This window comes from Paenalcaligenes sp. DL 309 (genome assembly GCF_057475285.1).
In genome coordinates, this window is sequence record NZ_JBYBKW010000001.1 from 1 (window position 1) to 26,368 (window position 26,368).

General features: G+C 44.1%; 26 protein-coding genes and 1 tRNA gene. 10 read left to right on the forward strand and 17 right to left on the reverse strand.

What is annotated here, in order from left to right:
* The coding region (locus AC2UZJ_RS00005) for an IS3 family transposase (RefSeq protein WP_486948074.1) at positions 1-604 on the forward strand (604 nt) is incomplete at its 5' end.
* A gap of 36 nt (positions 605-640) precedes the next feature.
* Positions 641-811, forward strand: a complete 171-nt coding sequence (locus AC2UZJ_RS00010; protein ID WP_486948569.1) for a glycine betaine ABC transporter substrate-binding protein — start codon at positions 641-643, stop codon at positions 809-811.
* A 7-nt stretch (positions 812-818) separates the two neighbouring features.
* Here the strand turns inward: AC2UZJ_RS00010 and AC2UZJ_RS00015 are convergent, their stop codons facing one another.
* The 3 genes from AC2UZJ_RS00015 to dbpA all read right to left on the reverse strand — a co-directional run bounded on the left by AC2UZJ_RS00015 (position 819) and on the right by dbpA (position 3,109).
* A complete protein-coding gene (locus AC2UZJ_RS00015) occupies positions 819-1,241 on the reverse strand; it encodes a GNAT family N-acetyltransferase (RefSeq protein ID WP_486948075.1) in 423 nt (140 codons plus the stop codon).
* A 1-nt stretch (position 1,242) separates the two neighbouring features.
* The gene (locus AC2UZJ_RS00020) at positions 1,243-1,629 is read right to left on the reverse strand and encodes a DUF6746 family protein (protein WP_486948076.1); all 387 of its coding nucleotides are present in this window, start codon (positions 1,627-1,629) and stop codon (positions 1,243-1,245) included.
* A 97-nt stretch (positions 1,630-1,726) separates the two neighbouring features.
* Entirely contained in the window at positions 1,727-3,109 is a 1,383-nt protein-coding gene (gene dbpA / locus AC2UZJ_RS00025; RefSeq protein WP_486948077.1) for an ATP-dependent RNA helicase DbpA, read from the reverse strand.
* 141 nt (positions 3,110-3,250) lie between these two features.
* Here dbpA and AC2UZJ_RS00030 point away from each other — a divergent pair, with 141 nt between their 5' ends.
* Positions 3,251-4,261 (forward strand): PTS sugar transporter subunit IIC, encoded by a 1,011-nt coding sequence (locus AC2UZJ_RS00030; RefSeq protein ID WP_486948078.1) that lies wholly within the window; start codon positions 3,251-3,253, stop codon positions 4,259-4,261.
* A 33-nt stretch (positions 4,262-4,294) separates the two neighbouring features.
* Here AC2UZJ_RS00030 and AC2UZJ_RS00035 read toward each other — a convergent pair whose 3' ends face one another.
* The 10 genes from AC2UZJ_RS00035 to fdnG form a co-directional block, all read right to left on the reverse strand.
* Positions 4,295-4,975 (reverse strand): peptidoglycan DD-metalloendopeptidase family protein, encoded by a 681-nt coding sequence (locus tag AC2UZJ_RS00035; RefSeq protein WP_486948079.1) that lies wholly within the window; start codon positions 4,973-4,975, stop codon positions 4,295-4,297.
* Between the two features lie 15 nt (positions 4,976-4,990).
* A complete protein-coding gene (locus tag AC2UZJ_RS00040) occupies positions 4,991-7,468 on the reverse strand; it encodes a mechanosensitive ion channel domain-containing protein (protein WP_486948080.1) in 2,478 nt (825 codons plus the stop codon).
* An 8-nt stretch (positions 7,469-7,476) separates the two neighbouring features.
* A complete protein-coding gene (selD, locus tag AC2UZJ_RS00045; RefSeq protein WP_486948081.1) occupies positions 7,477-8,535 on the reverse strand; it encodes a selenide, water dikinase SelD in 1,059 nt (352 codons plus the stop codon).
* 76 nt (positions 8,536-8,611) lie between these two features.
* Positions 8,612-8,707 (reverse strand) — tRNA-Sec (locus AC2UZJ_RS00050).
* Between the two features lie 14 nt (positions 8,708-8,721).
* A complete protein-coding gene (gene selB, locus AC2UZJ_RS00055; protein WP_486948082.1) occupies positions 8,722-10,647 on the reverse strand; it encodes a selenocysteine-specific translation elongation factor in 1,926 nt (641 codons plus the stop codon).
* Positions 10,644-12,056: an L-seryl-tRNA(Sec) selenium transferase gene (gene selA / locus AC2UZJ_RS00060; RefSeq protein ID WP_486948083.1), complete on the reverse strand. Its 1,413-nt coding sequence runs from the start codon at positions 12,054-12,056 to the stop codon at positions 10,644-10,646. The genes selB and selA overlap by 4 nt, the downstream gene beginning before the upstream one ends.
* Positions 12,057-12,071: 15 nt before the next feature.
* Positions 12,072-13,010 (reverse strand): formate dehydrogenase accessory protein FdhE, encoded by a 939-nt coding sequence (gene fdhE, locus AC2UZJ_RS00065; RefSeq protein WP_486948084.1) that lies wholly within the window; start codon positions 13,008-13,010, stop codon positions 12,072-12,074.
* A 93-nt stretch (positions 13,011-13,103) separates the two neighbouring features.
* Positions 13,104-13,745, reverse strand: a complete 642-nt coding sequence (locus AC2UZJ_RS00070) for a formate dehydrogenase subunit gamma (RefSeq protein WP_486948085.1) — start codon at positions 13,743-13,745, stop codon at positions 13,104-13,106.
* On the reverse strand, positions 13,738-14,661 hold the full coding sequence (gene fdxH, locus AC2UZJ_RS00075) for a formate dehydrogenase subunit beta (protein ID WP_486948086.1): 924 nt from the start codon (positions 14,659-14,661) through the stop codon (positions 13,738-13,740). Before fdxH ends, AC2UZJ_RS00070 begins: the two co-directional genes overlap by 8 nt.
* 10 nt (positions 14,662-14,671) lie before the next feature.
* On the reverse strand, positions 14,672-17,731 hold the full coding sequence (gene fdnG, locus AC2UZJ_RS00080) for a formate dehydrogenase-N subunit alpha (protein WP_486948087.1): 3,060 nt from the start codon (positions 17,729-17,731) through the stop codon (positions 14,672-14,674).
* A 489-nt stretch (positions 17,732-18,220) separates the two neighbouring features.
* On the opposite strand from fdnG, the gene AC2UZJ_RS00085 reads away from it, so the two are divergent.
* Positions 18,221-18,481, forward strand: coding sequence for a hypothetical protein (locus AC2UZJ_RS00085; RefSeq protein ID WP_486948088.1), 261 nt, complete (start codon positions 18,221-18,223; stop codon positions 18,479-18,481).
* A gap of 153 nt (positions 18,482-18,634) precedes the next feature.
* On the opposite strand, the gene AC2UZJ_RS00090 is transcribed toward AC2UZJ_RS00085, so the two are convergent.
* A complete protein-coding gene (locus AC2UZJ_RS00090) occupies positions 18,635-18,835 on the reverse strand; it encodes a YgaP family membrane protein (protein WP_486948089.1) in 201 nt (66 codons plus the stop codon).
* A 117-nt stretch (positions 18,836-18,952) separates the two neighbouring features.
* On the opposite strand from AC2UZJ_RS00090, the gene AC2UZJ_RS00095 reads away from it, so the two are divergent.
* From AC2UZJ_RS00095 to AC2UZJ_RS00105, 3 genes are read left to right on the forward strand one after another with little or no spacing between them, the layout of a single operon-like run.
* Positions 18,953-20,269 carry an NAD(P)/FAD-dependent oxidoreductase gene (locus tag AC2UZJ_RS00095; protein ID WP_486948090.1) on the forward strand — a complete coding sequence of 439 codons (1,317 nt, stop codon included), beginning with the start codon at positions 18,953-18,955 and terminating at the stop codon, positions 20,267-20,269.
* Positions 20,270-20,329: 60 nt separating this feature from the next.
* Positions 20,330-20,680 (forward strand): DUF5368 domain-containing protein, encoded by a 351-nt coding sequence (locus tag AC2UZJ_RS00100; RefSeq protein ID WP_486948091.1) that lies wholly within the window; start codon positions 20,330-20,332, stop codon positions 20,678-20,680.
* Positions 20,681-20,710: 30 nt separating this feature from the next.
* The gene (locus AC2UZJ_RS00105) at positions 20,711-21,085 is read left to right on the forward strand and encodes a DsrE family protein (protein WP_486948092.1); all 375 of its coding nucleotides are present in this window, start codon (positions 20,711-20,713) and stop codon (positions 21,083-21,085) included.
* Positions 21,086-21,091: 6 nt separating this feature from the next.
* On the opposite strand, the gene AC2UZJ_RS00110 is transcribed toward AC2UZJ_RS00105, so the two are convergent.
* The gene (locus AC2UZJ_RS00110; protein WP_486948093.1) at positions 21,092-22,000 is read right to left on the reverse strand and encodes a LysR family transcriptional regulator; all 909 of its coding nucleotides are present in this window, start codon (positions 21,998-22,000) and stop codon (positions 21,092-21,094) included.
* 118 nt (positions 22,001-22,118) lie between these two features.
* On the opposite strand from AC2UZJ_RS00110, the gene AC2UZJ_RS00115 reads away from it, so the two are divergent.
* From AC2UZJ_RS00115 to AC2UZJ_RS00125, 3 genes are read left to right on the forward strand one after another with little or no spacing between them, the layout of a single operon-like run.
* Positions 22,119-22,478 carry a DMT family transporter gene (locus tag AC2UZJ_RS00115; protein ID WP_486948094.1) on the forward strand — a complete coding sequence of 120 codons (360 nt, stop codon included), beginning with the start codon at positions 22,119-22,121 and terminating at the stop codon, positions 22,476-22,478.
* Complete coding sequence (locus AC2UZJ_RS00120) at positions 22,475-22,792, forward strand: SMR family transporter (RefSeq protein ID WP_486948095.1); 318 nt, start codon at positions 22,475-22,477, stop codon at positions 22,790-22,792. The genes AC2UZJ_RS00115 and AC2UZJ_RS00120 overlap by 4 nt, the downstream gene beginning before the upstream one ends.
* A gap of 31 nt (positions 22,793-22,823) precedes the next feature.
* Positions 22,824-24,404, forward strand: a complete 1,581-nt coding sequence (locus AC2UZJ_RS00125; protein WP_486948096.1) for a phospholipase D family protein — start codon at positions 22,824-22,826, stop codon at positions 24,402-24,404.
* On the opposite strand, the gene AC2UZJ_RS00130 is transcribed toward AC2UZJ_RS00125, so the two are convergent.
* Positions 24,385-25,590, reverse strand: coding sequence for an MFS transporter (locus AC2UZJ_RS00130; protein WP_486948097.1), 1,206 nt, complete (start codon positions 25,588-25,590; stop codon positions 24,385-24,387). The genes AC2UZJ_RS00125 and AC2UZJ_RS00130 overlap by 20 nt on opposite strands.
* 45 nt (positions 25,591-25,635) lie before the next feature.
* The gene (locus AC2UZJ_RS00135; RefSeq protein ID WP_486948098.1) at positions 25,636-26,292 is read right to left on the reverse strand and encodes a class I SAM-dependent methyltransferase; all 657 of its coding nucleotides are present in this window, start codon (positions 26,290-26,292) and stop codon (positions 25,636-25,638) included.
* Positions 26,293-26,368: the final 76 nt, after the last annotated feature.

Consider the following 26,368-nt stretch of genomic DNA (forward strand, 5'->3'; position numbering starts at 1 on the left):
CGTGAAAGGCTATCGTTGGAATCACAAGCGTGTGTATCGTATTTACCGTGAGCTAGAGCTCAATTTACGCATTAAACCGCGTCGTCGCTTAACACGCGATAAGCCGGATGCCTTGAGTGTGCCAAGCCAGATGAATCAAGTGTGGTCGATGGATTTTATGTCTGACAGTTTAGAGGATGGTAGGAAATTACGCACATTTAATGTGCTGGATGATTACAATCGGGAAGCATTAGCCATCGAAGTGGATATTTCCTTGCCCACCTCACGCATCATTCGTGTCCTCGAACAGGTCATTGAATGGCGTGGGAAGCCCGCTGCAATCCGATGTGATAATGGACCGGAATATATCTCTAAAGAGCTCATTTTATGGGCAACAACACATGAGATTACGATGTTATATATTCAACCGGGTAAGCCAACGCAAAATGCGTACATTGAACGATTTAATCGCACGGTACGCCATGAATGGTTAGATTTACATCTGTTTGAAAGCGTTGAGCAGGCACAGCATCTTGCCACCGAATGGTTATGGATTTATAACAATGAAAGACCCAATACAGCGATTGGCGGTATTCCGCCAACACAACTAATCTGTTCCCTTTAATTTATTCTATGAATAAGTACTGGCTAAAAAGGGGGGATTACACCTGAAGCCTACGCTATTTTGGATAATTTCCACTGGACGGCAGACGACATGGGTGAAGTTATCTTAATGAATGAACAAACCGACACAGACCCTTACGAAAATGCCAAAAAGTGGGTAACTAACCACCCAGAACTAGTTGAAAAATGGACTACTCAAAATAATTAGATAAAAACTAAAACTCATAGCGCATCATACGATGCGCTATGTTTGCCTCTTGATAAATTTCACCATACGGCTCAAAACCATAACGAGTGTAAAAATCCAACGCATGCACTTGAGCAGATAAATACACCTTTTTGTGTCCTTGTTTGCTGGCTGCCTTCACTAGATTTTGTAAAATTAAAGCACCTACGCCCTGCCCTCTATACTCAGCCAATACGGCCATACGACCTATATGCGCATTGGGTAACAAACGAGCTGTGCCTATAGGTACGCGGCCCTCATAGGCAACAGCATGCAAACTATTAACGTCTGCATTGTCCATTTCTATAAGAAGTGGTACCTGCTGCTCTTTCACAAAAACTGCATAACGCACTGCGGTGGCCTCGGTCTGTAACTCAGACCAAGCACCGATTTTAACTGTATGATTTTTCATACTATTTATTTTGCAGTACTTTGACGTTTTCTAAATAAATAATCCCTTTATTCTTAATGGTATCTAGCTCGTTTTTCTCTGAAGCCACATGTACTTCTTCCAGCTGCTCAGCTAATTCATCAATTGCCTCTTCCATGTACTCTAAGGCATTTTCTAAGCTGTATGTGAGCTCGTGTACTTTAACGCCATCTTGAGGGGATAATTTATCCTGCGCTAGAATATCGGCCAGCTCGTTATTGTATTTCGTCAGATTATCTTGAGCTTCACTCCAACTACTAACGCTCGCGCCTTTAAAGTGAGCTGGACGATCATCATCGGCTTGCGCCGCTGTACCAAACAGTAAAAGTGCTGCCGCCGCACTTACAACCCATGTATTACCTTTCATCATTTTTCCTTAATAGCCTGATAAGTTTAATATAACCGTCATGTGAATGATAGCGATTATCATTTACATTGTCTATGTTGTTTTAATAATTATTGATTTATCAATTACGCACAAAATGCATCCTAAAGTTTTTCCCTTTAATACCCGCCTCTTGCACGCGGTTGACTGCGCTTTGTGCCACACGCCTATCAAGAGCCACATGCGTCACCACCATTCCCACATTAATCTTACCTACTTGCTCTTTAGATAAGCCACCATCACCCGTAAAAGCTCCCAAGATATCTCCTGGACGCATTTTATCACGCTTACCTCCAATAATTACTAAGGTTTGCATGGGTGCTTTTTGAGGTTTAATCTGACTTTTAGCCTGAGGTATTACTTCGAAAGCAATGGGAGCATCACGCTGACTAGCCAGTTGATCTAACAAGGCGTGATCATACTGATCACATAAACTGAAGACCATTCCTTTTTGATCTACCCTACCCGTACGCCCTATACGATGCGTGTACACCTCGGGCTGATGGGGTAACTCTACGTTAATCACCGCGGGTAATTCTGCAATATCTAACCCCCTGGCTGCTACATCAGTAGCCACCAAAATAGAACAACTATGATTCGCAAATTGGATTAAAACCTCGTCTCTATCTCGCTGATCTAAATCTCCATGCAGCACCAAAGCACTGAAACCTAAGCTGCGTAGATAATGGGTAAGACTATCGCAATTGGCTTTAGTATTACAAAAAACCAAGGTGGAACTAGGCTCATACTCTAATAATAAAGACACCACCGCATCAAATCGCTCAGACTCAGGTACCTCATAAAAATGCTGCTCAATTTGTGCTGCACTTACTTGCGACTCCACCGTCACATGCACCGCATCACGTAAAAAAATCGTTGCATCTTTACCAATGGTGTCAGGATACGTAGCAGAAAATAGCAAGGTTTGGCGTCGCGGTGGACAAGCCGCTACTATATGGCTCATATCCTCATAAAACCCCATATCAATCATACGATCAGCTTCATCTAAAACTAAGGTGTGCACAGAGCGTAAATCAATGGATTGCGTATCTATGTGATCAATGATGCGCCCTGGTGTGCCCACAATAATATGCACACCATGCGCTAAGGAATCCACTTGACGCTGCACCGGCACCCCACCCGTTACCGTCATAATTTTCATATTAGGAATGCCACGTGCTAAGCGTCTAAGCTCTTCAGCTACTTGGCCAGCAAGCTCTCTGGTAGGACACAACACCAAACCCTGAGGCCGTAAGCGTTGTGTATCAATTTTTTGTAATAAACCCAAACCAAAGGCCGCTGTTTTACCACTACCGGTTTTCGCTTGCGCAATCACATCATGACCTTCAAGTATAAGCGGTAAACTTTGCTCTTGAATGGCGGTCATTTGATGGTATTGCAACTGCTCAAGCGTATCTAACAGGGCTGCTTGCAATGGCAGTTGAGGAAATGAAGAAGCGGTCATACTTATACCTAATTAAAATAATACTAAATAAGCTCCATTGTATCCTGCCTACTACAGTTTCAAGCGAAATCTACACAAAGCCGCTGAAATATATACAATAGGTACTCCATCACAACTTATGCTCAATATGAGTTTAATAATATGCGCTCACTTTTAACCCGTAAAAATATTGAATTTTCCCTACGCCGTTATGGGGTAGAAACCATGAACTTTATGACCTTAGGGTTATTCAGTTCATTAATTATTGGGCTCATACTTAAAACGGTGGGTACATGGTTAGATCTAGCGTGGCTCATAGAAATTGGGGCTTTAGCGCAGGCGGGTTTAGGAGCCGCTATTGGGGTGGGAGTCGCTTATGGTCTTCAAGCGCCACCAATGGTGATCTTCAGTAGTGCCATGGTGGGCTCACTTGCTATTAGTGTAGGAGGCGGCCCTATAGGTGCCTTTGTAGCAGTAGCCATCAGTAGTGAACTTAGTAAACTCGTAAGTAAAACTACGCCTATTGATATTATCATCACCCCTGCTACCGCGCTCATCAGCGGTATGTTGGCAGCTCAATGGATGGCACCTTATCTGGGGGATTTAATGCGTGCCACGGGTCAAACCATTGAATGGGCCATGACGTTACAGCCCTTTTTTATGAGTATTGTGATTGCGCTAGTCATGGGTTTATTACTTACCGGTCCGACTTCTAGTGCTGCTGTCGCTATTTCTTTAAATCTAGGGGGTTTGGCTGCTGGCGCTGCTACCATAGGCTGCTGCGCCCAGATGATAGGTTTTGCCACCATGAGTTACAGAGATAACGGCCCTTCAGGTGTATTAGGTGTGGGCTTAGGCACTAGTATGCTGCAACTGGCTAATATAGTACGTAATCCACTGATTTTAATACCCCCTATGCTTACAGCAGCTCTATTAGCCCCCATAGGGACCTTGGTCTTTAAAATGCAGAACGTGCCTACAGGAGCAGGCATGGGCACCAGCGGTTTTGTAGGTCAAGTAGGCACCTTAGCAGCCATGGGTGATAGTAGCGACGTATGGCTAGCCATAGGGCTGTTGCACTTTTTATTACCTGCTGTATTGTGCGGTGTGATGATGTGGTGGATGCAGCGTCAAGGCTGGATTAAAACCGGTGACTTGACGCTAAAAACCTAAGTGTATTGGCAATAACTGCTTGAGGCATAATATTTAATTTGCTGGCAAGTAACGCGTGGCGTCTACCGCCTTACCATTATAGCGCAGTTCAAAGTAGAGCTGTACATGGCTGGTATCAGAGCTGCCCATAGTTGCAATGGTTTGCCCTTGTTTCACGGATTGATTTTCTTTGACATTCAAGCTGTCATTATGAGCATATACACTCATAAAATTATCATCGTGACTAATAATAATCATATTGCCATAACCCCGTAAGCCGTGCCCAGCATACATGACCTTACCCGCAGCTGCGGCTTGGATAGGACTGCCTTTGGCGCCTTTAATAAATACTCCTTGCGACTGCGCCCCTGTACCTCTACGGTGTGAGCCATTAGCAGGCCACACAAGTTTGATGGATCGCGGTGCGGCCACCGATTTGCCCGTGGTGGCCTTAGGTGTTTGTGCCGTAGAACTACCTGCGGTAGGCAACGGGGCGGCGCGGCTACTGCCATTAACGCGCAATACTTGCCCTATGCGAATATGATTGGGATTACGCAGGCTGTTGAGCTGCATTAAGCTATTTACACTTTGACCGTGTTGGCGAGCAATTTTTGAAAGCGTATCTCCTTTAACCACACGATAAGTCCCTGTACCTCCCCCTAGCGCTCCTTTTTTTGGGCTGGAGCCGCATGCAGCTAATACCACTGCTATCATAATCACTGCTAGTAAACGCATATTTTTACTCTCTTGTTACTCTTCTTTTTTCTCAGTTGCTATCTCACTGTCTAGTGTAGAGTGTGTTTGCTCTATTATCTCCATACGCTGGGTAGGATGTAGACTTAGATTTGATTTCTCAAAATTGGCTAACACTTTAAAAAACACCTCACTGCGCACGGCATTGATAAGGCGCGGCGAAGACAAATAAATGTATAAACTGTATGCAATCCCCCCCGCCTCAAATCCATCAATAATAACCAGAGGTTCGGGATCTGTTAACACCTCTTCGGTACTTTCTACCGCATCAAATAAACATTGACGCACCCGTTCTGCTGAAACATTAACCGGCATAATAACGGTGATACGCCCTCGGCCTAAAGGGTCACTGAGCGTAACATTTCTCACCGTTTTTGTGATGAGCTCGGAGTTAGGCACAATCACCGTAGACCTATCGAACATTTCAATTTCAGTAGCTCGAGCATTAATTTGGCGCACATTCCCTTCCACCCCTGTACCTATAGATATCCAATCGCCCACCTTAATAGGGCGTTCAGCTAAAAGTAATAAGCCAGAGACAAAGTTTTGTACTACGGCTTGTAAACCAAAACCTATACCTACCGATAACGCACTCACAATCCACGCCAACCGCTCAAAACCAATGCCTGCCGTTGATAGGGCTAAGACCCCAGCCAACATATACCCTACATAACTCACTAAACGCGCTGTAGAAGCACCCATACCATCTTCTAAACCAGTATAAGGTAAATACTTATCGGCTAACCAACGCTGCAAATGCTGTACTACCCATATACCACCTACCAATACTAAACCGGCATAAAGTAAAGCAGTAGGCTTAACGGTTACCTCACCAAAAGCAAAACCTTTCAATAAAAAGGTAAGTCTGCGCTGCAACCAAGCAGTGGGGTCCTCACCAAAGGGTAAAAAAATCAATAACAGTGTCATCAATACTAAAGCTACCTTCAACACCCCAGCCATTAACAACACAAACTGTCCACGAGCACGTAATTGACGTTCAGTAATCCTCTCTGCTTCGTTCTCTTTATTGAAGCTATTTAATATAGCTTCTGCCACATCGTCTAAAAAACACAGCAATAAATAAGAGGTAAATATAATGGTGCCCAGCCACACTACTTCTTGAATAATGAAATTACTCAACGCAATATAACCAAACAACCAAGCCAACACACTGCTTGCAATCGCAAACGTAACGACTTTAAGCGCTAAACTATGCAAACTCGTAGCCAAAGGCGTACCTAATTCTAATCTGCCCTCTGCTCTATAATATTTTTGTGCCCGGCCTACGGCTAAGCCCACTATGGCGTTTAATCCAAGGGCAAACACGCTATTCACTAGCAATAGCGTGCTGATGTTCGAGCTCACTAAGGTTGTGATCTTTTGTATAGACCACATAAGAAGAATGAAAGCGCCTAATACCACGGGCAGCCACTCTAACGCCTTGGCCACTGGGTCAGGCAGTTGCGGTAAGCGCCACGTGGGCTTATTAGCCGATAACAAAGCACGACCCAAGCCGGCAATAAAGGCTGCCAAAGCCAAAATACCTATAAACTGCTGTACAAACAATGTGAGCTCATCACTTAAGCCGTGGGCACTACTAAGGATAGAAAGTAAAATTATTACCATCCCCGTAGGTAAAAGCACGTATAGCCCAACAAGAAACGTAGCGAGCAATGTGCGCCGTAAGCGTGTGGATTGGCTGCTTTTTAATAAATAACGCATAAAGCGCTTCCACACATAGAGCAAACTAAATGCCCATAAGGCAGCTAATCCCGTTAAAAGCCACCGTCTTTTTAAAGAAACATGCTCAACACTGATGATTATCTCATTAAAAACCTGATAGGCGGCACGCAAATCTGGTCCGAAATCCTCTTTAATCTGACGCCAAGATTCTGAAGAAAAGGGGGATAAAAAGCGTTGACCTAATACTGCTTGAAATTGCTCTTTACGTATCAAACCTAAGTCTTCTAAACTTTGTTTAACTTCTACCGATATAAGACGTGCTATTTTCAGTTGACCATCAATAGTGGCCACTTCTTTAGTGAGGTTATCTCGTTGCTTTTTTAAGTCTCCCGCCTCAGGCACATCCGGATCAATTTGCCCTAATTCAGCTAAGCGTGCCTTACTACTTTCCAAAGAAGGACTTAAAGCACTATCTACCGCCGTGGCTTGCGCTTGCAATTTATTTAAACGATCCCGTAAATCATTGAGTTGCACCTCATTCAATGGTTTCTCGGGTGCTTTAAGCGTCTCCTGAATCTTTTTTAAATCATTACGCGCTTGATCTAAACTTAAATCAGCTTCTTTTACTGTTTTTATTTCTTGAGCTTCGGTTTTTTGCGCATAGACGTTACTACTAAGAACTAGTAAAAACAAGCCGTGACAAAAAATCACCAAAAACAAAGCCCCCATCCACCGCAGGAAAGGGGCTTTAGTAAGAGCCTGAAAGGTAATTAATCTGTGCACCTTAGGCATAGTACACTCTAGGCAACCGTAACACCCGCAGCACCGTCTTGCACCGAACCGACCACTGCAGCAGAGGCAAAGCCTTGCTGCTGAAATAAGGCAAGCACTTCCTCTACGGCGGTGGGGTTGCAGGAGACGAGTAATCCACCCGATGTTTGAGGGTCTGTGAGCATAGCACGTTGTGTTTCAGTAATCGATTCTGCTAACGTAATATGCTCACCGTAGGCTTCCCAATTACGCCCGGAAGCGCCAGTAATAAAACCTTGATGTGCTAGCTCAGCGGTATTGGGTAACCAAGGCAAAGCATTAAAATCGATTTGTAGATGCAAAGCGGAGCCACGGGCAATTTCCCAAGCATGGCCCAGTAAACCAAACCCCGTAACGTCTGTCATGGCGTGCACCCCTTCCATACTACCCAAAGCAATACCGGGGGTATTAAGCTGCGTAGTACTGTGCACCATAGTGGCGTAATCCGCCTCAGACAGCTGATTTTTCTTAAACGCTGCCGACATAACACCTACGCCTAACCCTTTACCTAAAATGAGTACATCGCCTTTTTGCGCCGCCGCGTTTTTACGCACGCGCTGCGGATGCACCAAACCCATGGCCGCTAAACCATAAATAGGCTCTACAGAGTCAATGGAGTGGCCACCCGCCACAGGAATCCCTGCAGCTTTACAGACATCAGCGCCCCCTTTAAGGATTTGAGCAATGTCTTTTTTACTCATGGTATTAATAGGCATACCTACTATAGCTAAGGCCATAATGGGCGTGCCACCCATGGCATAGACATCCGATAACGCATTTGTGGCCGCAATACGACCAAAATCATACGGATTATCTACGATGGGCATAAAGAAATCAGTAGTAGCGATCAACGCTTGCTCATCATTGAGCTGATACACTGCTGCATCATCAGCGGTATCGGTACCCACAAGTAAATTCGCATAGCCCTGCATAGAAGGCATGTCTGCTAATAATTCAGACAAGACTGCGGGAGAAATTTTACAACCGCAGCCCCCACCATGCGCTAAGGAGGTGAGACGAACAGCAGTAGTTGGTGTAGATTCTGACATGAAATTGGCTCCGAAACTCGAATTTAAGGCAAACACGTTGCACATGCAGCCAAGCATGAGGGATGAATATAAAAGATGGCGGAAGGCAGCAGGAGTCGAACCTACCTAAGAGTGTCTAACACCCTCAACTGGGTTTGAAGCCCAGCCGCATCACCAGATACGAATGCCCTCCGTTATTACTATTATTTACGGCTTAGTAAATACGGTATTATCGGGACGGATTAGATGCCGATCCCGCAAACGTCGAGTATAGCCAATACGCTCGAAAAACTCGAGGATTTGTATGGTTCTTTTACGCCCTAAGGATAAATGATCACGGAAATCAGCCGCTTTAATCCCTTTTTCACCAGCTAAGCTGGCAAATAAATCGGCTAATTCCAGCACATGATCACGATGATAGTATAAATCACGTACCACTTGAAACAACACCCCTTGACGAACAAGCTTACGCCCTAAGCTGCGTAATTGTTCTTCGGGCACTTCTAAAGTGGCCGCCATATCTCGCACCCAGGGCGGATTAAACTGCCCATCATAAGACAATCCTACAAGTTTATGAGCGATGATTTCCTCTTCAGGGCTAAAACTCACGGTATGCGCGGTTAAATGATACCAAGGGCCATTGAGCGCTATACGTTGACGCTGTGTTAACTCATGTAAGGCCGCAAACCACAAGGTATCCGAGCAACGTGGTGCTACCATACGACGCAAACGCGCGGCCTCTATGCCGGGCTCATCCGGATAACGTTCATGTGCTTCACTTAATACCGTTTCAATGCGTGCTAATAATTGCTCCCATGCATTATTATGAATAAGCACTTGCGCTTTTGTACGAGGAGCTTGTACCCATAATGCCGCATCTGGCAGGGTTAACTGTTGCGGCATACTGGCATCGGATTGAGTTAAGCGCTGTAAAAACAATTGCTCCAAACCATAGGGAGCTTGGCGTAAAAGTAAATCTAAGCCTCTGCCCAACAAATAACTTTCCACTCCATCTAACCAAGACAAACGCGCTAAAGCCCTACGCTTTCGATCGGGAGCATTCGGGTCTAAGACAACTCCCCCACCTACCGTAAGCTTTGCTTGGGCATTGCGCACAATGAACCTATCATTTGGCATAGCACAAATGGGTTCATCAAAGACCAGCTGCGCTAAGGCCGATTGCCCTGGTTGAATTAAATCTTGGCTCAACGGCACCACATGCGCCACATAATGGGCTGCCCCTATATGTACATGCAAAGGAGACCAGGTTTTAATTACCGCATCTGCCTGATCGAGTAAATTTAAACGTACATCCACATGCGTGGAAGGAATGAAGCAACGCGCATCTGCTACCCAATCTCCTCGCTGGATTTGCTCTTTGGCAATCCCAGATAAATTTAACGCACAACGCTGTCCTTCCAAGGCCGTAACGCTATTTTGATTTTGAGCATGGATGCTACGAATACGTATAGGTACATTGGAAGGCATAAGACGAATATCGGCCTCATTATTCCCAACATGCGCCACACCACTATGCACCGTACCTGTCACTACCGTTCCTTGTCCTTCTAGGGTAAATACTCGATCTATGGCTAGCCTAAATAAACGGTCTGCCGGCTTTGGTTGTGCCATACGCTGTGCTTGCTCATGCAAATGGGCATGTAAAGCCGTAATTCCTTCATTAGAAAGACTATCCACCATAAAAACAGGTGCTTGTGCTAAAAAACCGTTTTGCAATAAAGCTTGCACATCCGCCTGTACTTGCGCCAATTGATCGGCATCGGCGCGGTCTTTTTTTGTGATCACCACACAACCCTGCTCTAAGCCTAAAAGCGACAAAATCGCAATGTGCTCACGCGTTTGCGGCATAACACCATCATCTGCCGCAATAATTAACAGAGCATAATCAATACCCGTAGCACCGGCCACCATGGTATGAATCAGATTTTCATGACCAGGCACATCCACAAAACCTAAGATTTCCCCACTATCTAACGCTTGGTACGCATAGCCTAGAGCTATGGTAATACCTCGAACTTGCTCATCTTGTAGCCTATCGGTATTCACGCCTGTTAAAGCACGTATCAGGGCGGTTTTCCCATGGTCAATATGACCTGCAGTACCTACTATCATGCTAAGGGTTCACTCCACAACGCTTGTAGTTGCAACAGATCGGCTGCCGTTAAACATCGCAAATCTAACAATAAGGTATCTTGCTGAATACGCCCAATCACGGGCCGTGTCAAACTACGTAACCAACGCTCCACTTTCATAATCGCGCTACCGGCTGTCTTAGTAGGGCCGGTATAGCGCACCGTAACACCATAACTAGGCAACACATCGACGGGCATAGCGCCGCTCCCTATTTGACTCATCATAGGCGCTGTAGCCACCGTATACTCAGCACCCAAGGCTTGTTGTAAATGCGGTAATAAAGCCTCCGCTTGCTCTTGCATTTGCGCTTGAGGGCGCGTTAATAAGCGTAAAGTGGTTAAACGCTGCGCTAAAAGCTCTGGACTACGGTACAACGCTAACACAGGCTCTAAAGCGGCTAAAGTCAATTTGCCTACTCGTAAGGCTCGTTTTAAGGGGTTTTTCTTAATGGCCTGTATGTATTGTTTACGACCTACAATAATGCCGGCCTGCGGACCTCCCAGCAATTTATCACCGCTGAAGGTGACCACATCAGCACCGGCTTCTATAGTTTGCCGTACCGTGGGCTCATGCGGTAGGTCCCATTGGGCTAAATCTACTAAAGTACCGCTACCTAGATCCACTGTAACGGGCACATTATGTTTATGACCAATTCCCACAAGCTGTGGCAATTTAACTTCTTTGGTAAAGCCTACCACTTCATAATTACTACAATGTACCTTCATAAGCATGCTTGTGTGCTCAGTGATGGCATTTTCATAATCGTGTGCATGGGTACGATTAGTAGTCCCCACCTCCACAAGCTTAGCTCCAGAATGGCTCATAATGTCTGGTATACGAAATGCGCCTCCAATCTCTACTAGTTCACCACGTGACACCACCACCTCTTTGTTCTTTGCCATAGTGCTTAACATGAGCATAACGGCAGCGGCGTTATTATTAACTACAGTAGCGGCTTCGGCCCCTGTGAGCTCACAGATAAGCTCCTCTATAAGGTCATCTCTATCGCCACGTTTACCGGTGGCCACATCAAACTCAAGATTTGAAGGCGATTGCATCGCTGTGACTACGGCCTGTATAGCCGCATCCGGTAATAAGGCACGCCCTAAATTTGTATGTAAAACGGTGCCCGTTAAATTAATCATAGGGCGCAGTTTTGGTTGCATATGTTGCTGTAACTGCACCTTAAATTGTGACACGATGAGACTATCTTCCAACTGCGCTAAAGTAAGCTCTCCGGCCAAAGCTTGCTTGCGTAACCGCCCTAAAAAAATACGCAGTTGATTAGTGATTAACTGATGCCCATACTGCGGCAATAGTGCTCCTATATCGGCCTGTTTTAAAAGACGATCTACAGCAGGTATATCAGCAGCACGGGCAGCAGTCATAGTAATTATCAATAATTATTCATTCGAGTTTTGTTGCCATAGCAACGGATTATCATTAACACGGAAAAAGCCCTCTTCGCCCATGAGCATATCAAGCTCTAAGCTAGCTAAATCATCAGCTACGGCTTCCACCATATGATCTTTATCTTGATAGAAGATTTTACGGTACGTATTACAATTACCGCAGGACTCCGCCTTAATGGCCTCCGAACCTTCTTCAATAGAATGATAGGCTATATCTTTGGTTGATTCGCATTGAGTACAAGTCACACGGACTATGTGCCATTCCGTAGTACATAATGAGCAAGTTGCATAGCGCATGCCATCACGCTTACCACCAATACGCACCACAGAAGAGACAGGTAAACTACCACAACACGGGCATAGCCCAAAAGGCGTAATTACCGGTAATTGTTTTTCATCAAAATCCACAGCTAAGCGCGTCCAATAAACCTGTAACGCTGCCATTACAAAGGGCGCACTGGCTGCATCAATGCCTTCTTCAAAACGCGCCAAAATAGCATCTGCTAAATTCTCTAAGGCTTCAGGCTGCTCTTTAATTGCAGAGGCAATGGCTTGCGCAATAACTTTAGCATTATCTGCCACATCGGTTTGCTTAGCTACGTGGGCTAAGATGTCTGCCAATATAGCCAACCACTGAGGGTCTCTCCCCCAACCTGTGGCCTGTAAAGGTGGCATGCCGTGCGCTTGAGCACGATCAATTTTCTCAGGATCCGGCCCTGGAATATCGGTATATTTTTCTAAGGCATCATGCTGTGCATCCGCCACATGAGCCATTAGTAATAAATAATCTTTAATTGTGCTCTCAGGCGCGAGCTGACGCAAACGATTAGCACGCTCTTGAAAAGCAAAACGCTCTTTAGCGACAAAAACACGAGGAATATAGGTGTGATCTAAATCTTCAATCTCACCACGCGGGAGAATACGTTGCATCTGGAATCCTAGAAAAAGACGGCTGCTATCGATAAAAGATAACGATAGCAGCCATTTTAGCGTTACGCTAATATTAACGAAAGGCGGAAACGGTTATTCAGCGTTTTCGTTTCTTACTATTTTACGATACCAGTCACGATGGTTTTTCCAGGCCCAACCGGGACTGACCGTACCACGTGTCATGGCACGCATAGAGCCTTTTACCCAAATCCCGGCATAAATGTGAATAATAATTGCACAAATAATCAGGAAGGCAAAAAATGCGTGTAGCAGTGATGCAAATTGCACTACTCCTAAACCGAAAAAGTGAGAGAAGTATTCACGCCACATCACCAAACCGGATGCCAACAGTCCAAGCATTAAAATAATCAATGCGAAGAACAGTACCTTTTGCCCACCATTATAACGGCCGGTATCGGGCACACCTGCAGTCTCATGCTTTAACACCTTGGGGGTGGCAGCAATCCACTCTCTGTCTTTTTTCGTAATTTTATTAAAACGCCATAAGCGAATTGCAAAAAGAAAGAAACAGACAAACATCAACACCCCGATAAAGGGATGAAGAATGCGCGTCCAAACACCGCCCCCTAATAGATTTGACATCCAGTAGAAAGCAGGATGAAACAGCGCCAAACCTGATACCGTTAGCAACACAAAGGTGATAGCTATGATCCAATGGTTTATACGCTGGCCTGGTGTGTACCGCACAATGGAGTACTTTTTAGGATCAGACATGAGTTTCCTCCTTAGCTTTCTGGGCCTCTTGAGCGGCAGCTAACTCATCTTCAGGAGTCACCTCTACTGGGCCTCTACGAATGTAATGGATAAACCCAGCAAATGCCGCCAACGCCATAGTAGCGACGCCAAACGGTTTAGCTATGCCTTTCCATAACGACACCATGGGGCTGATTTTAGGATCTTTAGCTAAATTGCTATAAAGCTCCGGCTTATCAGCATGGTGCAATACATACATAACGTTTGTACCACCTACCCCTTGCGGGTCGTATAAGCCAGCCTGATCGAAACCTCGTGACTGTAGATCAACAATACGATCTGCTGCATGATGTTTCATGTCTTCTTTGGAACCAAACACAATGGCTCCAGTAGGACAGGTTTTTACACACGCTGGCTCTTGACCTACGGCTACGCGGTCAGAACACAAAGTGCATTTGTAGGCTTTGTTGTCTTTTTCTGAAATTCGAGGAATATCAAAAGGACAACCGGTAATACAGTAACCACAACCTATACAGTTAGCTTGGTTAAAGTCTACAATGCCGTTTGTGTGCTGAACAATGGCGCCCGGTGAAGGACAGGCAGTTAAACAGCCAGGTTCTTCACAGTGCATACAACCATCTTTACGAATAAGCCATTCTAAATCGCCATCTTCTTTTTCATACTCAGCAAAGCGCATGAGCGTCCAAGTATCAGCGGTTAGATCGTTCGGGTTATCGTAAGTACCGTAGTTATCACCCACTTCATCACGTAAATCATTCCACTCCATACACGCCACTTGACATGCCTTACAACCAATACATTTTGTAGTATCGATTAATTTGGCTACGCCTTCAGTTGTAGGAATAGGATTACGAATACTCGGCGAAGGAGTGGTCGTCGCAGAGCGACGTTTTATGTCCATTGCTTGTAATGCCATGACAATCTCCTTATACCTTTTCTACGTTAACGAGGAAGGATTTAAACTCAGGTGTTTGCGAGTTACCATCGCCCACAAATGGGGTGAGAGTATTGGCTAAGAACCCGGGTTTAGCTAGACCCACAAAGCCCCAGTGAATAGGAATACCCACATGGTGCACTCGTTTACCATCGATATCTAGGCCTTTAATACGCTTAGTCACGACTGCCTTGGCTTTGATATAACCACGGTTAGAAGTCACTTTCACCATATCACCGGCTTTAATACCTAAATCATTACCTAGCTCTTCGCCAATTTCTACAAACTGCTCTGGCTGGGTAATAGCGTTAAGCATGTTGTGTTTCGTCCAATAATGGAAATGTTCAGTTAAGCGGTACGTAGTAGCAGCATAAGGGAACTTGTCTGCTTTACCAAACTCAGCCCAAACATCTTCAAAAACACGCGCAGCGGGATTACTCGTTGCCTTGTCATTTTCAGGATATAACGGGTTATATCCTATAGGCGTTTCAAAGGGCTCATAATGAACAGGGAAAGGTCCTTCAGCCATATTTTTGCGAGCAAAGAAACGTGCCACACCTTCGGGGTTCATAATAAATGGCCCCATGCCATCGCGTGGCGGCTCATCTGCCTTGTAGTCAGGCACATCCGCTCCTACCCATTTACTGCCATTCCATTCAATTAGCTCACGAGCCGGATCAAATGGCTGACCGTCTAAATCACAGGAAGCGCGGTTATACAAGACTCGGCGGTTTGCTGGCCATGCCCAAGCCCAGTTTAGGGTTTGACCTATGCCAGTGGGGTCGCTGTTATCACGGCGAGCCATCATATTGCCATCTTCGGTCCAGGATCCAGCATAAATCCAGCAACCACCTAAGGTGGAGCCATCATCACGCATTTCACCAAAGCCAGCTAATTGCTCACCCGCTTTACGGATGACCTCACCATTAGCATTTCGTAAATCAACTAATGCTCTACCGTTTAACTCTTTTGCTAACTCAGCAGCGGTAGGATCATCAGGGTTGGAATACGGCCAATTGATATTAAGTATAGGATCTGGGAATACACCACCTTCTTTTTCATATAAATCGAAAATAGCGCGATGCAACAGAGCCATGATATTAATATCAGTTTTCGCTTCACCTGGCGGTTCGGCAGCCTTCCAATGCCATTGCAACCAACGACCAGAGTTAACCAGCGCGCCCTCTTCCTCAGCAAAACAGGATGTGGGTAAGCGGAAAACTTCCGTTTGAATGCTAGCTGTGTCTACATCGTTATACTCACCCGCATTACGCCAGAACTCAGACGTTTCCGTCTCAAGTGGATCCATGATAACTAGATACTTAAGCTTAGAAAAACCTCTGATTAGCTTTCCTTTATCAGGAGCGGCAGCTAAAGGGTTAAAGCCTTGACAAATGTACCCATTCATCTTGCCTTTATCCATCAGCTCATAGACTTGCAACATGTCATAAAGCTTATCGAGCTTAGGCATGTTATCGAAAGCAAAGTTATTTGCTTCCGTAGCGTTATCACCCCACCACGCTTTCATTAAACTCACATGGAATTTTTTGTAATTACTCCAGTAGCTCAACTGATTTGGACGTAATGGTTTATGAGCTCGTGCGGCGATATAAGCATCAAAGTCTTGCTCATTTTGATTGGGTAACGTCATGTAACCGGGTAATAGATTAGACATTAAACCAATATCGGTTAGACCTTGAATATTAGAGTGGCCGCGTAAAGCATTCATACCACCACCTGCGATACCGATGTTACCGAGTAACAACTGCATCATGGCACCAGTACGAATCATTTGTGAACCAATAGAGTGCTGCGTCCAACCCAAGGCATACAAAATCGTCCCAGCACGATCAGGTGAGGAGGTAGAGGATAATACCTCACAAATCTGCTCAAATTTATCAGTGGGTGTACCGCAAATACGACTCACCATTTCTGGTGTGTAGCGCTCATAGTGTTTTTTCAATAGCTGATAGACACAACGGGGATGTTGCAAGGTGCGATCTACAACCACCATGCCATCTTCACCTAGCTCGTAATCCCACGAATCCTTATCATAAGTGCGATTCTCTTCGTTATAGCCGGAGTAAATACCGTCGTCGAAGTCATAGTCTGCACGCACAACAAAGGAAAAGTCCGTGTAATTACGAACGTATTCGTGTTGGATCTTATCGTTATCTAGAAGGTATTTAATCACACCACCTAGAAACACAATATCCGTACCAGTGCGTATAGGCGCGTAAATATCCGCCACAGACGCAGAGCGTGTGAAGCGTGGATCAACCACTATTAATTTTGCATTGTTATGTGCTTTGGCTTCCGTTACCCATTTAAACCCGCAAGGGTGAGCTTCGGCTGCATTACCGCCCATAACTAAAACCACATCGGCGTTTTTGATGTCGACCCAATGGTTCGTCATCGCACCTCGGCCAAACGTCGGGGCAAGACCTGCCACCGTCGGACCGTGTCAAACGCGTGCTTGGTTATCGAATGCAAGCATTCCTAATGTACGTGCCACTTTATGAGTTATATAACCCACCTCATTACTACTGGCTGATGCCGCTAACATACCTGTGGTGGTCCAACGGTTAACGGTTTTACCGTCTTCCGTTTCCACAAAGTTTGCATCGCGGTCTTCTTTCATGAGCTTCGCAATGCGTGTTAGCGCGTCATCCCAAGAAATACGCTCCCAAGTATCAGACCCAGGGGCACGATATTCAGGATACTGCAAACGATTAGGGCTGTGAATAAAATCAACTAAACCAGCACCCTTAGGACACAACGTCCCGCGGTTAACGGGGTGATCGCTGTCACCCTCAATATGCTCTACAGACGGTTTGGCGTTTTTGGCGCCATCACCTAAGCTATAAATTAAAATGCCACAGGCTACGGAACAATAGGGACAGGTACTGCGGGTTTCAGTCATACGCAATAACTTGTATTGACGTGCAGCTGCAACCGCAGGTGTAGGTGTTACACCTAGTAAGGCCATACTAGACCCTGCTAGCGTACCCCCTGTCACCTTAAAAAACTGGCGCCGACTCATGTTATTCATGGAGGCTCTCCCAATAAGGTAAACAACAATTGTGATATCAAGACTAGAGCATAAAGTTTTTTTATTGCTACTATCCTTATGCATCGTATTGTACCTAGATTACTACAATTCCCATATAAACCTTTATATATAGCGGATTTTTTTCTTTACGAAAAATAACACTTAGAAAAACTCATATATATCAACACCTTAAGAGTAAAAAAATAATAAAAAAACGTATTTCATCGTATATTTCTACGTGATAACACTTATATAACTTCTTGTTATATATCAAGAAGTTCTCTCTTAGTAGCCTACTTCTTGTTGACGGTTTTTTGGAACACTCCTTGACTTAAGACCCTTTTCGCCCTTAGTATTAACAATAGCATTTTGATATGAAATGCTTATAGAGATGCCCGCCATAATGCGGGCTTTTTATCTGGGGCCATTTATCCGACTTGCTCGCCCCTGGCAATGGTGCCTAAGAGCTAAAAAGGAAAACTTATTATTATGTCTTATACATTTGTGGTCGACGGTGAAACGTTTACAGGTAAAACTATTTCTGAAGCTGGTGTGGTTAAAATCTATCAGCCTAAAAAGAAACGCACGGTAGCTACCTTTTTCCCCGAAGCTTCTTCATTATTCAGTGATCGCGCTAGTGGTGCGTGGTCAGCCATTCACCCTGACACCAGCTTGACCTTTCTGGAAAAAATCCAGCCTCAGGTGGTTGCTGCATGCAAACAGCGTATTATAAGCAAACACGCTTCCTAGCCTTGCACCTACCCTATTAAATAGAGGTCTAAAGATTTGCCCCCTTACGCCACAAGCCTAAGGGGGCTTTTTGTTGTTTTTTATCTTTTCAGCGCACAAAAAAAGCCACCCTTGGGTGACTTTCAATGAATGCGATTGAAAAATGAATCACATCTATTTGTTCGATTTACTAATGGGACATGAGTTAATACCCACTAATGTATAAAGTGGACAAAATTTAAATAAGCCAGTAGCCAAAGGCACTACACCAATCCAACCCCAAACACCAATTGTGCCTGTGAGAGTTAAAGCGATCAACACCAAACCAAGCACAATACGTAAAACTCTATCTATACCGCCAACGTTTTTCTTCATGGAATTCCCTTATAAATCAGTGTAAATGACAAATTAACAGTTAATGCTCCTATAATCATTATACAATAACATATAATATAAAGTATAGAATTACTGCACTTCCTTTAAGGAGCCCTTATGTCAAAGATTAATCGCCGTCGTTTTTTGCAGTTTAGCACCTTAGCTGCAGGAAGCTCGGCAATCAGTTTAAAAAGCCCCTCTGTACAGGCGGCTTCAAAAACTAAAACCTCTGCTCGTATTGTGATAGCAGGGGCAGGTGCTGCTGGTTTAAGCGCCGCTAACTTGTTAAGTCAGCGTCTAGATGGCGCAAAAATCACTTTATTAGATGCACGTAAAGCTCATTATTATCAGCCCGGTTTCACCCTCATTGCCGCGGGTCTCAAACCCATGTCATATGTAGAAACCACCACCAAAGAATACATACCTAAAGGCGTAGAGTTAATAACTCAATCCGTAGCTGAGTTTCACCCTGAAACCAATCAACTCATTACAGCAGATGGCACCACCGTTGACTATGATTACTTAATTTTAGCCACAGGTTTAGATTTAGATTACAGCGCCATTGAAGGCATGGATGAAAATCGTATTGGCACAAAGGGGTTAGGAAGCATTTATCACAGCCCTGAAAAAGCCTATGCCACTTGGCAATTACTGGACAAATTTGCTGACACCGGTGGCAATGGTGTGTTTTTACGCCCAAACACTGAAATGAAATGCGCCGGAGCCCCTTTAAAATACACCTTCATTACTGAAGATCACTTAGTACGTCGTGGTAATCGTAGCAAAGCAAACTTAATTTACAACTCAAATAATAATGCATTGTTTAGTGTGCCTATAGTGCACGAAAAAATACGTATGCTGTATGAAGATCGTGATATTGGCATAAATTACAATCATATTCTCTCTAGCATTGATCCAGATAAGCAAATAGCCACCTTCACCACCCCTGAAGGCACGGTAGACATGGATTACGATTTTATTAACGTTATTCCACCCATGCGTGCCGCTCAAGCAATACGTAATAGCTCTTTACCTTGGCAAGATGGCCCATGGGCTGCTGATGGCTGGGTAGAAGTAGATAGAAACAATATGCGCCATGCGCGTTACCCTAATATATTTGCCGTAGGTGATATTGCAGGCGTGCCTAAAGGTAAAACGGCGGCCAGTGTAAAATGGCAAGTGCCAGTAGCAGTGGATCATTTAGTCGCCGAAATAGCAGGAACGACTACAGACGCTTTTTACGATGGCTACACGTCTTGCCCCATGATCACACGTTTAGGCCGCGCCATGTTGGTAGAATTTGATTATCACAATAACCTCACTCCTTCTTTCCCCGGTGTGATTGCTCCCTTAGAAGAATTATGGGTCAGCTGGGTCATGAAAACCATGGGACTTAAGCCCACCTACATCAGCATGTTACGTGGTAGAGCATAATTGGCCTTAATAACGCAACAGACATAACTCTAATTATTAATAGATCAAAAGGAATGTATTATGCAATCTATGGATCCTATGGTTTTTCTGGCCGTATTCCAAGAAATGCTTGGCCCATTATTATGGGTAATTTTATTTATTGTCATTGTCGGCACAGTGGCTTTTATTGCTTTGCTTATTAAAGAAAAGCATATTGCTTCTAAACGTTTAGTGGGTTCAGAAATAGTTGGTGTGGTGGGGGGGGTGTTAGCCTTAATATTGATGGCAAAAGTATCATCATCAGGCTTTACTGACGCAGCCGGACCTATTGATTGGCTTGTGATAGCAGGTGTGTTTGTTGCTGGTTTAATAGGCACCACTATTTTAAGCTATACCATCAGTGGCTGGTACGCGCAGCGCAAACTTGTTTAACTCTTATTCTTTCTTCTTTTAGGATTCCTTATGCGCACCACAGACTTTGTTGCTACTTTATTTGAAGATACCACAGGCAAGCAAAACAAAATCATCATTGCTTTAACCATGGCTTTAAATGCTGCCGAAAAAGGCCACAGTTCCACCTTAATACTAATGGGCGATGCTGTACTCTTAGGCACACCAAAAGCCATGAATGCCATTGATATTGGCGCTCCTTTTAAATCGGCCAATGAACTGCTAGAAGCCTATTTAAAACTTGACGGTAGAATCGCTGTTTGTAAGTCTTGTATGATTAATAAAGGCCTCAGTGAAGAACAACTAGATCCACGCTATGTTTGCATCACTGGCGCCGATGTGATTGATCTCACCATGAATGCCATAGGCAGCTTACAGATCGCCTAATAGTGATTAATCTTTAGAAGCAATATCTATCATTGCCTCAGCCACAATATCATTGACCTCTGAAAGTAAGGTTTTATTTGTGGCTGAGCTCACTAAAGCTTCACGGCTATACACCAAATAGGGGTAACCCGTAAGCATTAACCCATGGCGCAATGGTGTTAATTCTTGAGCATCGCGCTGCTCTAACTGCAACAAAGGCTCAGGCACATAGCCCCACCCTAAACCATCTCGAATCGCATCTCGCACTAACTCAAAACTACTCAAGGCAATGCGCTCACTGCCTACATGCTCCATATGAAAACGCTCTTGATTAGAGCTGTCCATATAGGTAATTTGTGGCAAGCTGCGTAAATCTGCATCTGTGACATACTGCAACCGGCTAAGGGGATGATCATGAGTAATCATCATACGCATCACAATACGCCCTAAAACACGCCTGTGTAGGCCCTCTGCAGGATCATATAAGTTTTCAGATACCCCATAAGCGATATCTAAATGTTGCTGTCGCACTAAATCGGGCAATTCATCTGAGGAGGCAAAACGCATGCTTAAACTTAAGTGCGGATAACGCTGACGTAATTGCAAAATAATGTGCCGCCAAAAAGCTTCTGATAAAGCATCATCACGCCCTATTCGTAATTCTTGACGCTGGGTGTGATCTCCCATGAGGCAACGCTGCTTAATGCCTAAGCTCAAACTTAATAAACGATGACAATCATCTAAGATGCTTTCACCTATAGCTGATAACTCCAAGCTATTACCGGTGCGCTCAAAAAGGGCGACGCCCAGCTCATCTTCTAAAGCAGAAATCGCCATACTGACGGTGCTGCGTTGCCGCCCTAAAGCGGCGGCTGCCTTAGCTATGGAACCCAATCGAGCAGTGGCTACAAAATAATCAATATGATCAATACGCATGCGTGAATACCTTTTAGCGTCAAAATAATTGACGCCCAGAGATTTTGCATAACCCCTTAAAACCTTTAGTATAGCTTTATGTTTATTCTATGGAGCGTTCTTAAACTGGACGGTTTTTATGCATTGGGTCTTTTTGACACTAGCAATTGTAGGTGAAGTCCTAGGGACTTCGTTAATGAAAGTTTTCATCAGTGAGGGTTATTTAATCGCTGGCACTGCCACTGCCATGATAGCTGTAGGTATTTCCTACTTACTTTTAAGTCGAGCCACCATTCGTATACCCGTTGCTTTTGCCAACGCCGCTTGGGAAGGTATAGGCATGGTGCTGATCGCAGTTGTTTCTTTTTTGTGGTTGCATGAGCAAATCTCTCCCACTCAAACTGTGGGTATTATTTTATCTTTAATGGGTATTGCTGTAATACATCATGGCTATAACCAAGCAGAGGTAGAAGAAAACAATCTTCCTCCGTTAACATGAGCATTCACTTGCTCTACCTATTAGGCTCCGCACTATTAGATATACTGGCTAATTTAGCGCTTACCTTATCAAAGGGTTTTAAGAAAAAAATCTGGGGCGTGGTTTCTATATTTTTAATTATGGGGGCCTTTGCTTTATTAGCCTTAGCGGTGCATGGTATTCCATTATTTGTGGCTTATACCGTTTGGGGGGTGCTCTCTATTTCAGGCACCGCTCTTGCCACTTGGTGGTTTCTCGATCAACCAATGAACCGCACTATTGTGTTTGGTATTGCTATACTAATCTTAGCTATTGTTTTAATGCAAATAGATTAGTTCCCTCATTACTATAATACCGAGCTCACGTATGTTCTATAGGCGCCCCCCACTGCCTCCTTTTATCAAATACCGTCTGGCGGGCATTTGTGCATTTGTAGCGCTAGTGTCTGGGTGCAGCTTACAACCTCTTTTAGATCGCTCGGAAAGCCAAGCCATTAGCGCTACTGAGGCGCAAAACACCACCCTAGGCAAAGCCTTACAACCCTTAGCGGATGCTCATCCTGGTCTTAGTGGTATAAGCGCTTTAGCGGATGCTCACGACGCTTTTGCTGTACGCGGTTTACTCACGCGTGCTGCTGAAAAATCCTTAGATGTGCAATATTACATCTGGAGAAATGACACTACGGGTATGCTGCTATTACAAAACTTGCAAAATGCAGCTGATCGGGGGGTACGCGTGCGTTTACTTTTAGACGACAACGGCATTAGTAAACGCTTAGATAAAGATTTAGCTTTATTAAACACCCACCCCAATATAGAAATTCGGCTCTTTAACCCCTTTGTGTGGCGTAGCCCTAAAGCGCTCAATTACCTCACTGATTTTCACCGCTTAAATCACCGCATGCACAATAAGTCATTTACGGTAGATAATATGGCCACAGTAGTAGGTGGACGCAATATTGGTGATGAATATTTTGGCGCTACGGAACAAGTGTTATTTGCTGACTTAGACGTACTAGCTTTTGGGCCAGTAGTGCAATCCGTCTCCGAAGATTTTGACAAATACTGGGCTAGTCCGGTGGCTTACCCCATAGATCAAATTGTTAACCTACATGCAAACGATGAGCTTAATGATTTAAATTTAACGGCTACGCTTGAAAAAAACCCAGAACGCACCAAAGATTACTTAAAAATCCTTGCACAAACCGATATTATTCAAGAGTTATTAAATCAAAGCCTAGCCGTAGAATGGGTAAAAACCGAGATGGTAAGCGATGACCCTTCTAAGATAAAGGGTCAAGCCACTAAAGAGCAGATGCTTACCCATCAGCTTAATCGAGCCATAGGCTCACCAAAAACTCAGGTTGATCTGGTTTCGCCTTATTTTGTACCAACAAAAACTGGCGTTAAAAGCTTCCAAGAGCTGCTCAAAAAGCCCAATATGAAAGTGCGACTCTTAACTAACTCATATGAGGCTACGGATGTGGCGGCTGTACACGCTGGTTACATGAAACGTCGTAAAGATCTCATCAAAGCGGGGATGGAGGTCTACGAGCTTAAAGCACAGTCTTCCGGTAATTTAAAACGCAGTGGTAAAACACCTTTTGGTAGTTCGGGCTCTAGTTTGCATGCCAAAACCTTTGCTATAGATGGTGAGCGTGTTTTTATAGGCTCATTTAATTTTGATCCACGCTCAGCCAATCTCAACACAGAATTAGGTTTTGTTATACATAGCCCCAGCTTAGCCAAAGAAATATCTGGTATTTTTGACTATCAAGTCCCCTACTCTAGCTACCAAGTAATTTTAGACAAAAACAAAAAAGAAGTGTGGCTAGAGCGCGAGGAAGATGGCTCAGTCAAATCTCATACTACTGAGCCTGGCACCAGTTTATTTAGCCGATGGTGGGTGATTTTTATGTCTAAGCTTCCTATTGAATGGATGCTGTAGAAGGCGGATTTTCTATACGAACATCACGCCCGGCAAACATACCAAGCAGTAAAATAACGGTTGCTATTAACATACACAATAACAAGGTTGAATTCCAGCTCCCACTGGAATCATGTAAACCTCCGGTTATGCTAGGCCCCGTGGCTGCCAAGGTGTAACCCACAAACTGCGCCATTCCTGAGAGACTAGCCGCCATTTTCGATGTACTAACTCGCATGCCAATAAAGGACAAGCCCAAGACAAAAACTCCGCCACAACCCAAGCCTAAAAAAGCACTCCAGACCATGGCCTGCCCTGGATAAAATAGCAATCCAAGTAAACCTATAAACACCGGTATAATCATGATCAACACTACAGGGCGCTGATCTTTAAAACGTGCTACTAAAGGTATGATAATCAACCCTGAAAAAGCAGTTGCTAGCTGTGTCATTCCATGGGCTCTGCCTGCATACACTGCACTAAAACCCGCCTCCTCAAGTATGGCTGGTAACCAACTAATAACTATGTAATACAGCAAGGAGTTTAATCCAAAAAACAAGGAGACCTGCCAGGCTAAAGACTTACGCCATAATGAAACTCTTTGCATAGTACTGGTTTTTTCTGTGGTCTCTCTTGTTTTTGCTCTTGCTTGTAACCACTGCGGCCACCAAACCACTAAGGCCACAAACACCATAACGCCAATCATTAATAAAGAATAACGCCAGTTTGAACCTTGTAGATTAGCAATAGGTACAGCAAAAGCAGAAACAAAGGCGGCCATAAAACCCATTGTTAATGCATATAAACCGGTAATAAAAGCCACTCTATATGGAAAATCACGCTTAATGAGACTAGGTAACAGCACATTAGCCATAGAAATACCTATGGCTACAATATTATTACCCAAAAACAAAGCTTCTATGCTGGGCAATGAACGAATCACTACACCTATCAACATTAACCAGAGGGCATAAAATAAACTGCTCTCTAATCCAAACCGCGTTGCTATTCGTGGACTCAACAAAGAAATTATCGCAAACACTAATAACGGCGTGGTAGTGAGCAAGCCTGCCACCGTGGAGGACAAGCCCAAATCTATCTGTATAGCGCTAATTAAAGTAGGCAGCCCAGTAATGGGGGCCCGTAAGTTAGCAGCAATAAGAAGAATGCCTAAAATTAACCATTCTGGCCGACGCGTGAGTTTCATGAAAAACCTGTGATGTTATTAAAATAAATTAAGAGCTACTCTACGCTATTTTTTCTGTATAGCCCAATCAATCAACACCCAATTTTCATCTATAAAACGTAACTGGGCGTGTATGCGATGCTGATGCAGTATATTTAGAATATAAATATAACTAGGCGTGGCTAGCTCTGGGTTTTTCTGGGTATCTACATTCGGATTGGCGCCAAAGGTAATTTTTGCTGGATACGTCAGATACACATGACGCTTAGCATGGGCGTGCATTTTTAATAAAGCAGCCTCCATATCTTCCACCAAGGTAGAACGAGAGGCTACCACTACGTCACATAGTGGAATATTTTGCCAATTATCTGCCCAGCTTTTACATAATAATTTTATATTATGTGTATTATAATGCTGCATATTTACAGATAATTTATTAAGCATGCCCTGACTGTAATCTATAGCGTAGACTTTTTTTACTAAAGGAGCAGCAAGCACTGCAATATTCCCCACCCCACAACCTATATCTAATAAAGTGTCTTCGGCTGTTATTTGCATAGCAGTCAATAAAGCCTTAGTGTAAGGGCTTTCTAATTGACCCACTTCCATTTCTTGCGCTTTTTGATCCCAGCGCTCAGCTTTAGAAGGTGGTCGGGCTGCTAACTGTTTATGATTTATATAAAGAACAGCGAAATTAACGTCATGAATAGTTTGTATTGGCATTTGCTTAATAGTTAATCTTTAAAATTTACGCCACTAATGCATGTAACTACCATGCACAATAGCTTATGATATGTGT

Coding starts and splice junctions, on each gene's coding strand:
- AC2UZJ_RS00015 (WP_486948075.1), bottom strand. CDS start 1,241: ATGAAAAATCATACAGTTAAAATCGGTGCTTGGTCTGAGTTACAGACC.
- AC2UZJ_RS00020 (WP_486948076.1), bottom strand. CDS start 1,629: ATGATGAAAGGTAATACATGGGTTGTAAGTGCGGCGGCAGCACTTTTA.
- dbpA (WP_486948077.1), bottom strand. CDS start 3,109: ATGACCGCTTCTTCATTTCCTCAACTGCCATTGCAAGCAGCCCTGTTA.
- AC2UZJ_RS00030 (WP_486948078.1), top strand. CDS start 3,251: ATGCGCTCACTTTTAACCCGTAAAAATATTGAATTTTCCCTACGCCGT.
- AC2UZJ_RS00035 (WP_486948079.1), bottom strand. CDS start 4,975: ATGCGTTTACTAGCAGTGATTATGATAGCAGTGGTATTAGCTGCATGC.
- AC2UZJ_RS00040 (WP_486948080.1), bottom strand. CDS start 7,468: ATGCCTAAGGTGCACAGATTAATTACCTTTCAGGCTCTTACTAAAGCC.
- selD (WP_486948081.1), bottom strand. CDS start 8,535: ATGTCAGAATCTACACCAACTACTGCTGTTCGTCTCACCTCCTTAGCG.
- selB (WP_486948082.1), bottom strand. CDS start 10,647: ATGATAGTAGGTACTGCAGGTCATATTGACCATGGGAAAACCGCCCTG.
- selA (WP_486948083.1), bottom strand. CDS start 12,056: ATGACTGCTGCCCGTGCTGCTGATATACCTGCTGTAGATCGTCTTTTA.
- fdhE (WP_486948084.1), bottom strand. CDS start 13,010: ATGCAACGTATTCTCCCGCGTGGTGAGATTGAAGATTTAGATCACACC.
- AC2UZJ_RS00070 (WP_486948085.1), bottom strand. CDS start 13,745: ATGTCTGATCCTAAAAAGTACTCCATTGTGCGGTACACACCAGGCCAG.
- fdxH (WP_486948086.1), bottom strand. CDS start 14,661: ATGGCATTACAAGCAATGGACATAAAACGTCGCTCTGCGACGACCACT.
- AC2UZJ_RS00085 (WP_486948088.1), top strand. CDS start 18,221: ATGTCTTATACATTTGTGGTCGACGGTGAAACGTTTACAGGTAAAACT.
- AC2UZJ_RS00090 (WP_486948089.1), bottom strand. CDS start 18,835: ATGAAGAAAAACGTTGGCGGTATAGATAGAGTTTTACGTATTGTGCTT.
- AC2UZJ_RS00095 (WP_486948090.1), top strand. CDS start 18,953: ATGTCAAAGATTAATCGCCGTCGTTTTTTGCAGTTTAGCACCTTAGCT.
- AC2UZJ_RS00100 (WP_486948091.1), top strand. CDS start 20,330: ATGCAATCTATGGATCCTATGGTTTTTCTGGCCGTATTCCAAGAAATG.
- AC2UZJ_RS00105 (WP_486948092.1), top strand. CDS start 20,711: ATGCGCACCACAGACTTTGTTGCTACTTTATTTGAAGATACCACAGGC.
- AC2UZJ_RS00110 (WP_486948093.1), bottom strand. CDS start 22,000: ATGCGTATTGATCATATTGATTATTTTGTAGCCACTGCTCGATTGGGT.
- AC2UZJ_RS00115 (WP_486948094.1), top strand. CDS start 22,119: ATGCATTGGGTCTTTTTGACACTAGCAATTGTAGGTGAAGTCCTAGGG.
- AC2UZJ_RS00120 (WP_486948095.1), top strand. CDS start 22,475: ATGAGCATTCACTTGCTCTACCTATTAGGCTCCGCACTATTAGATATA.
- AC2UZJ_RS00125 (WP_486948096.1), top strand. CDS start 22,824: ATGTTCTATAGGCGCCCCCCACTGCCTCCTTTTATCAAATACCGTCTG.
- AC2UZJ_RS00130 (WP_486948097.1), bottom strand. CDS start 25,590: ATGAAACTCACGCGTCGGCCAGAATGGTTAATTTTAGGCATTCTTCTT.
- AC2UZJ_RS00135 (WP_486948098.1), bottom strand. CDS start 26,292: ATGCCAATACAAACTATTCATGACGTTAATTTCGCTGTTCTTTATATA.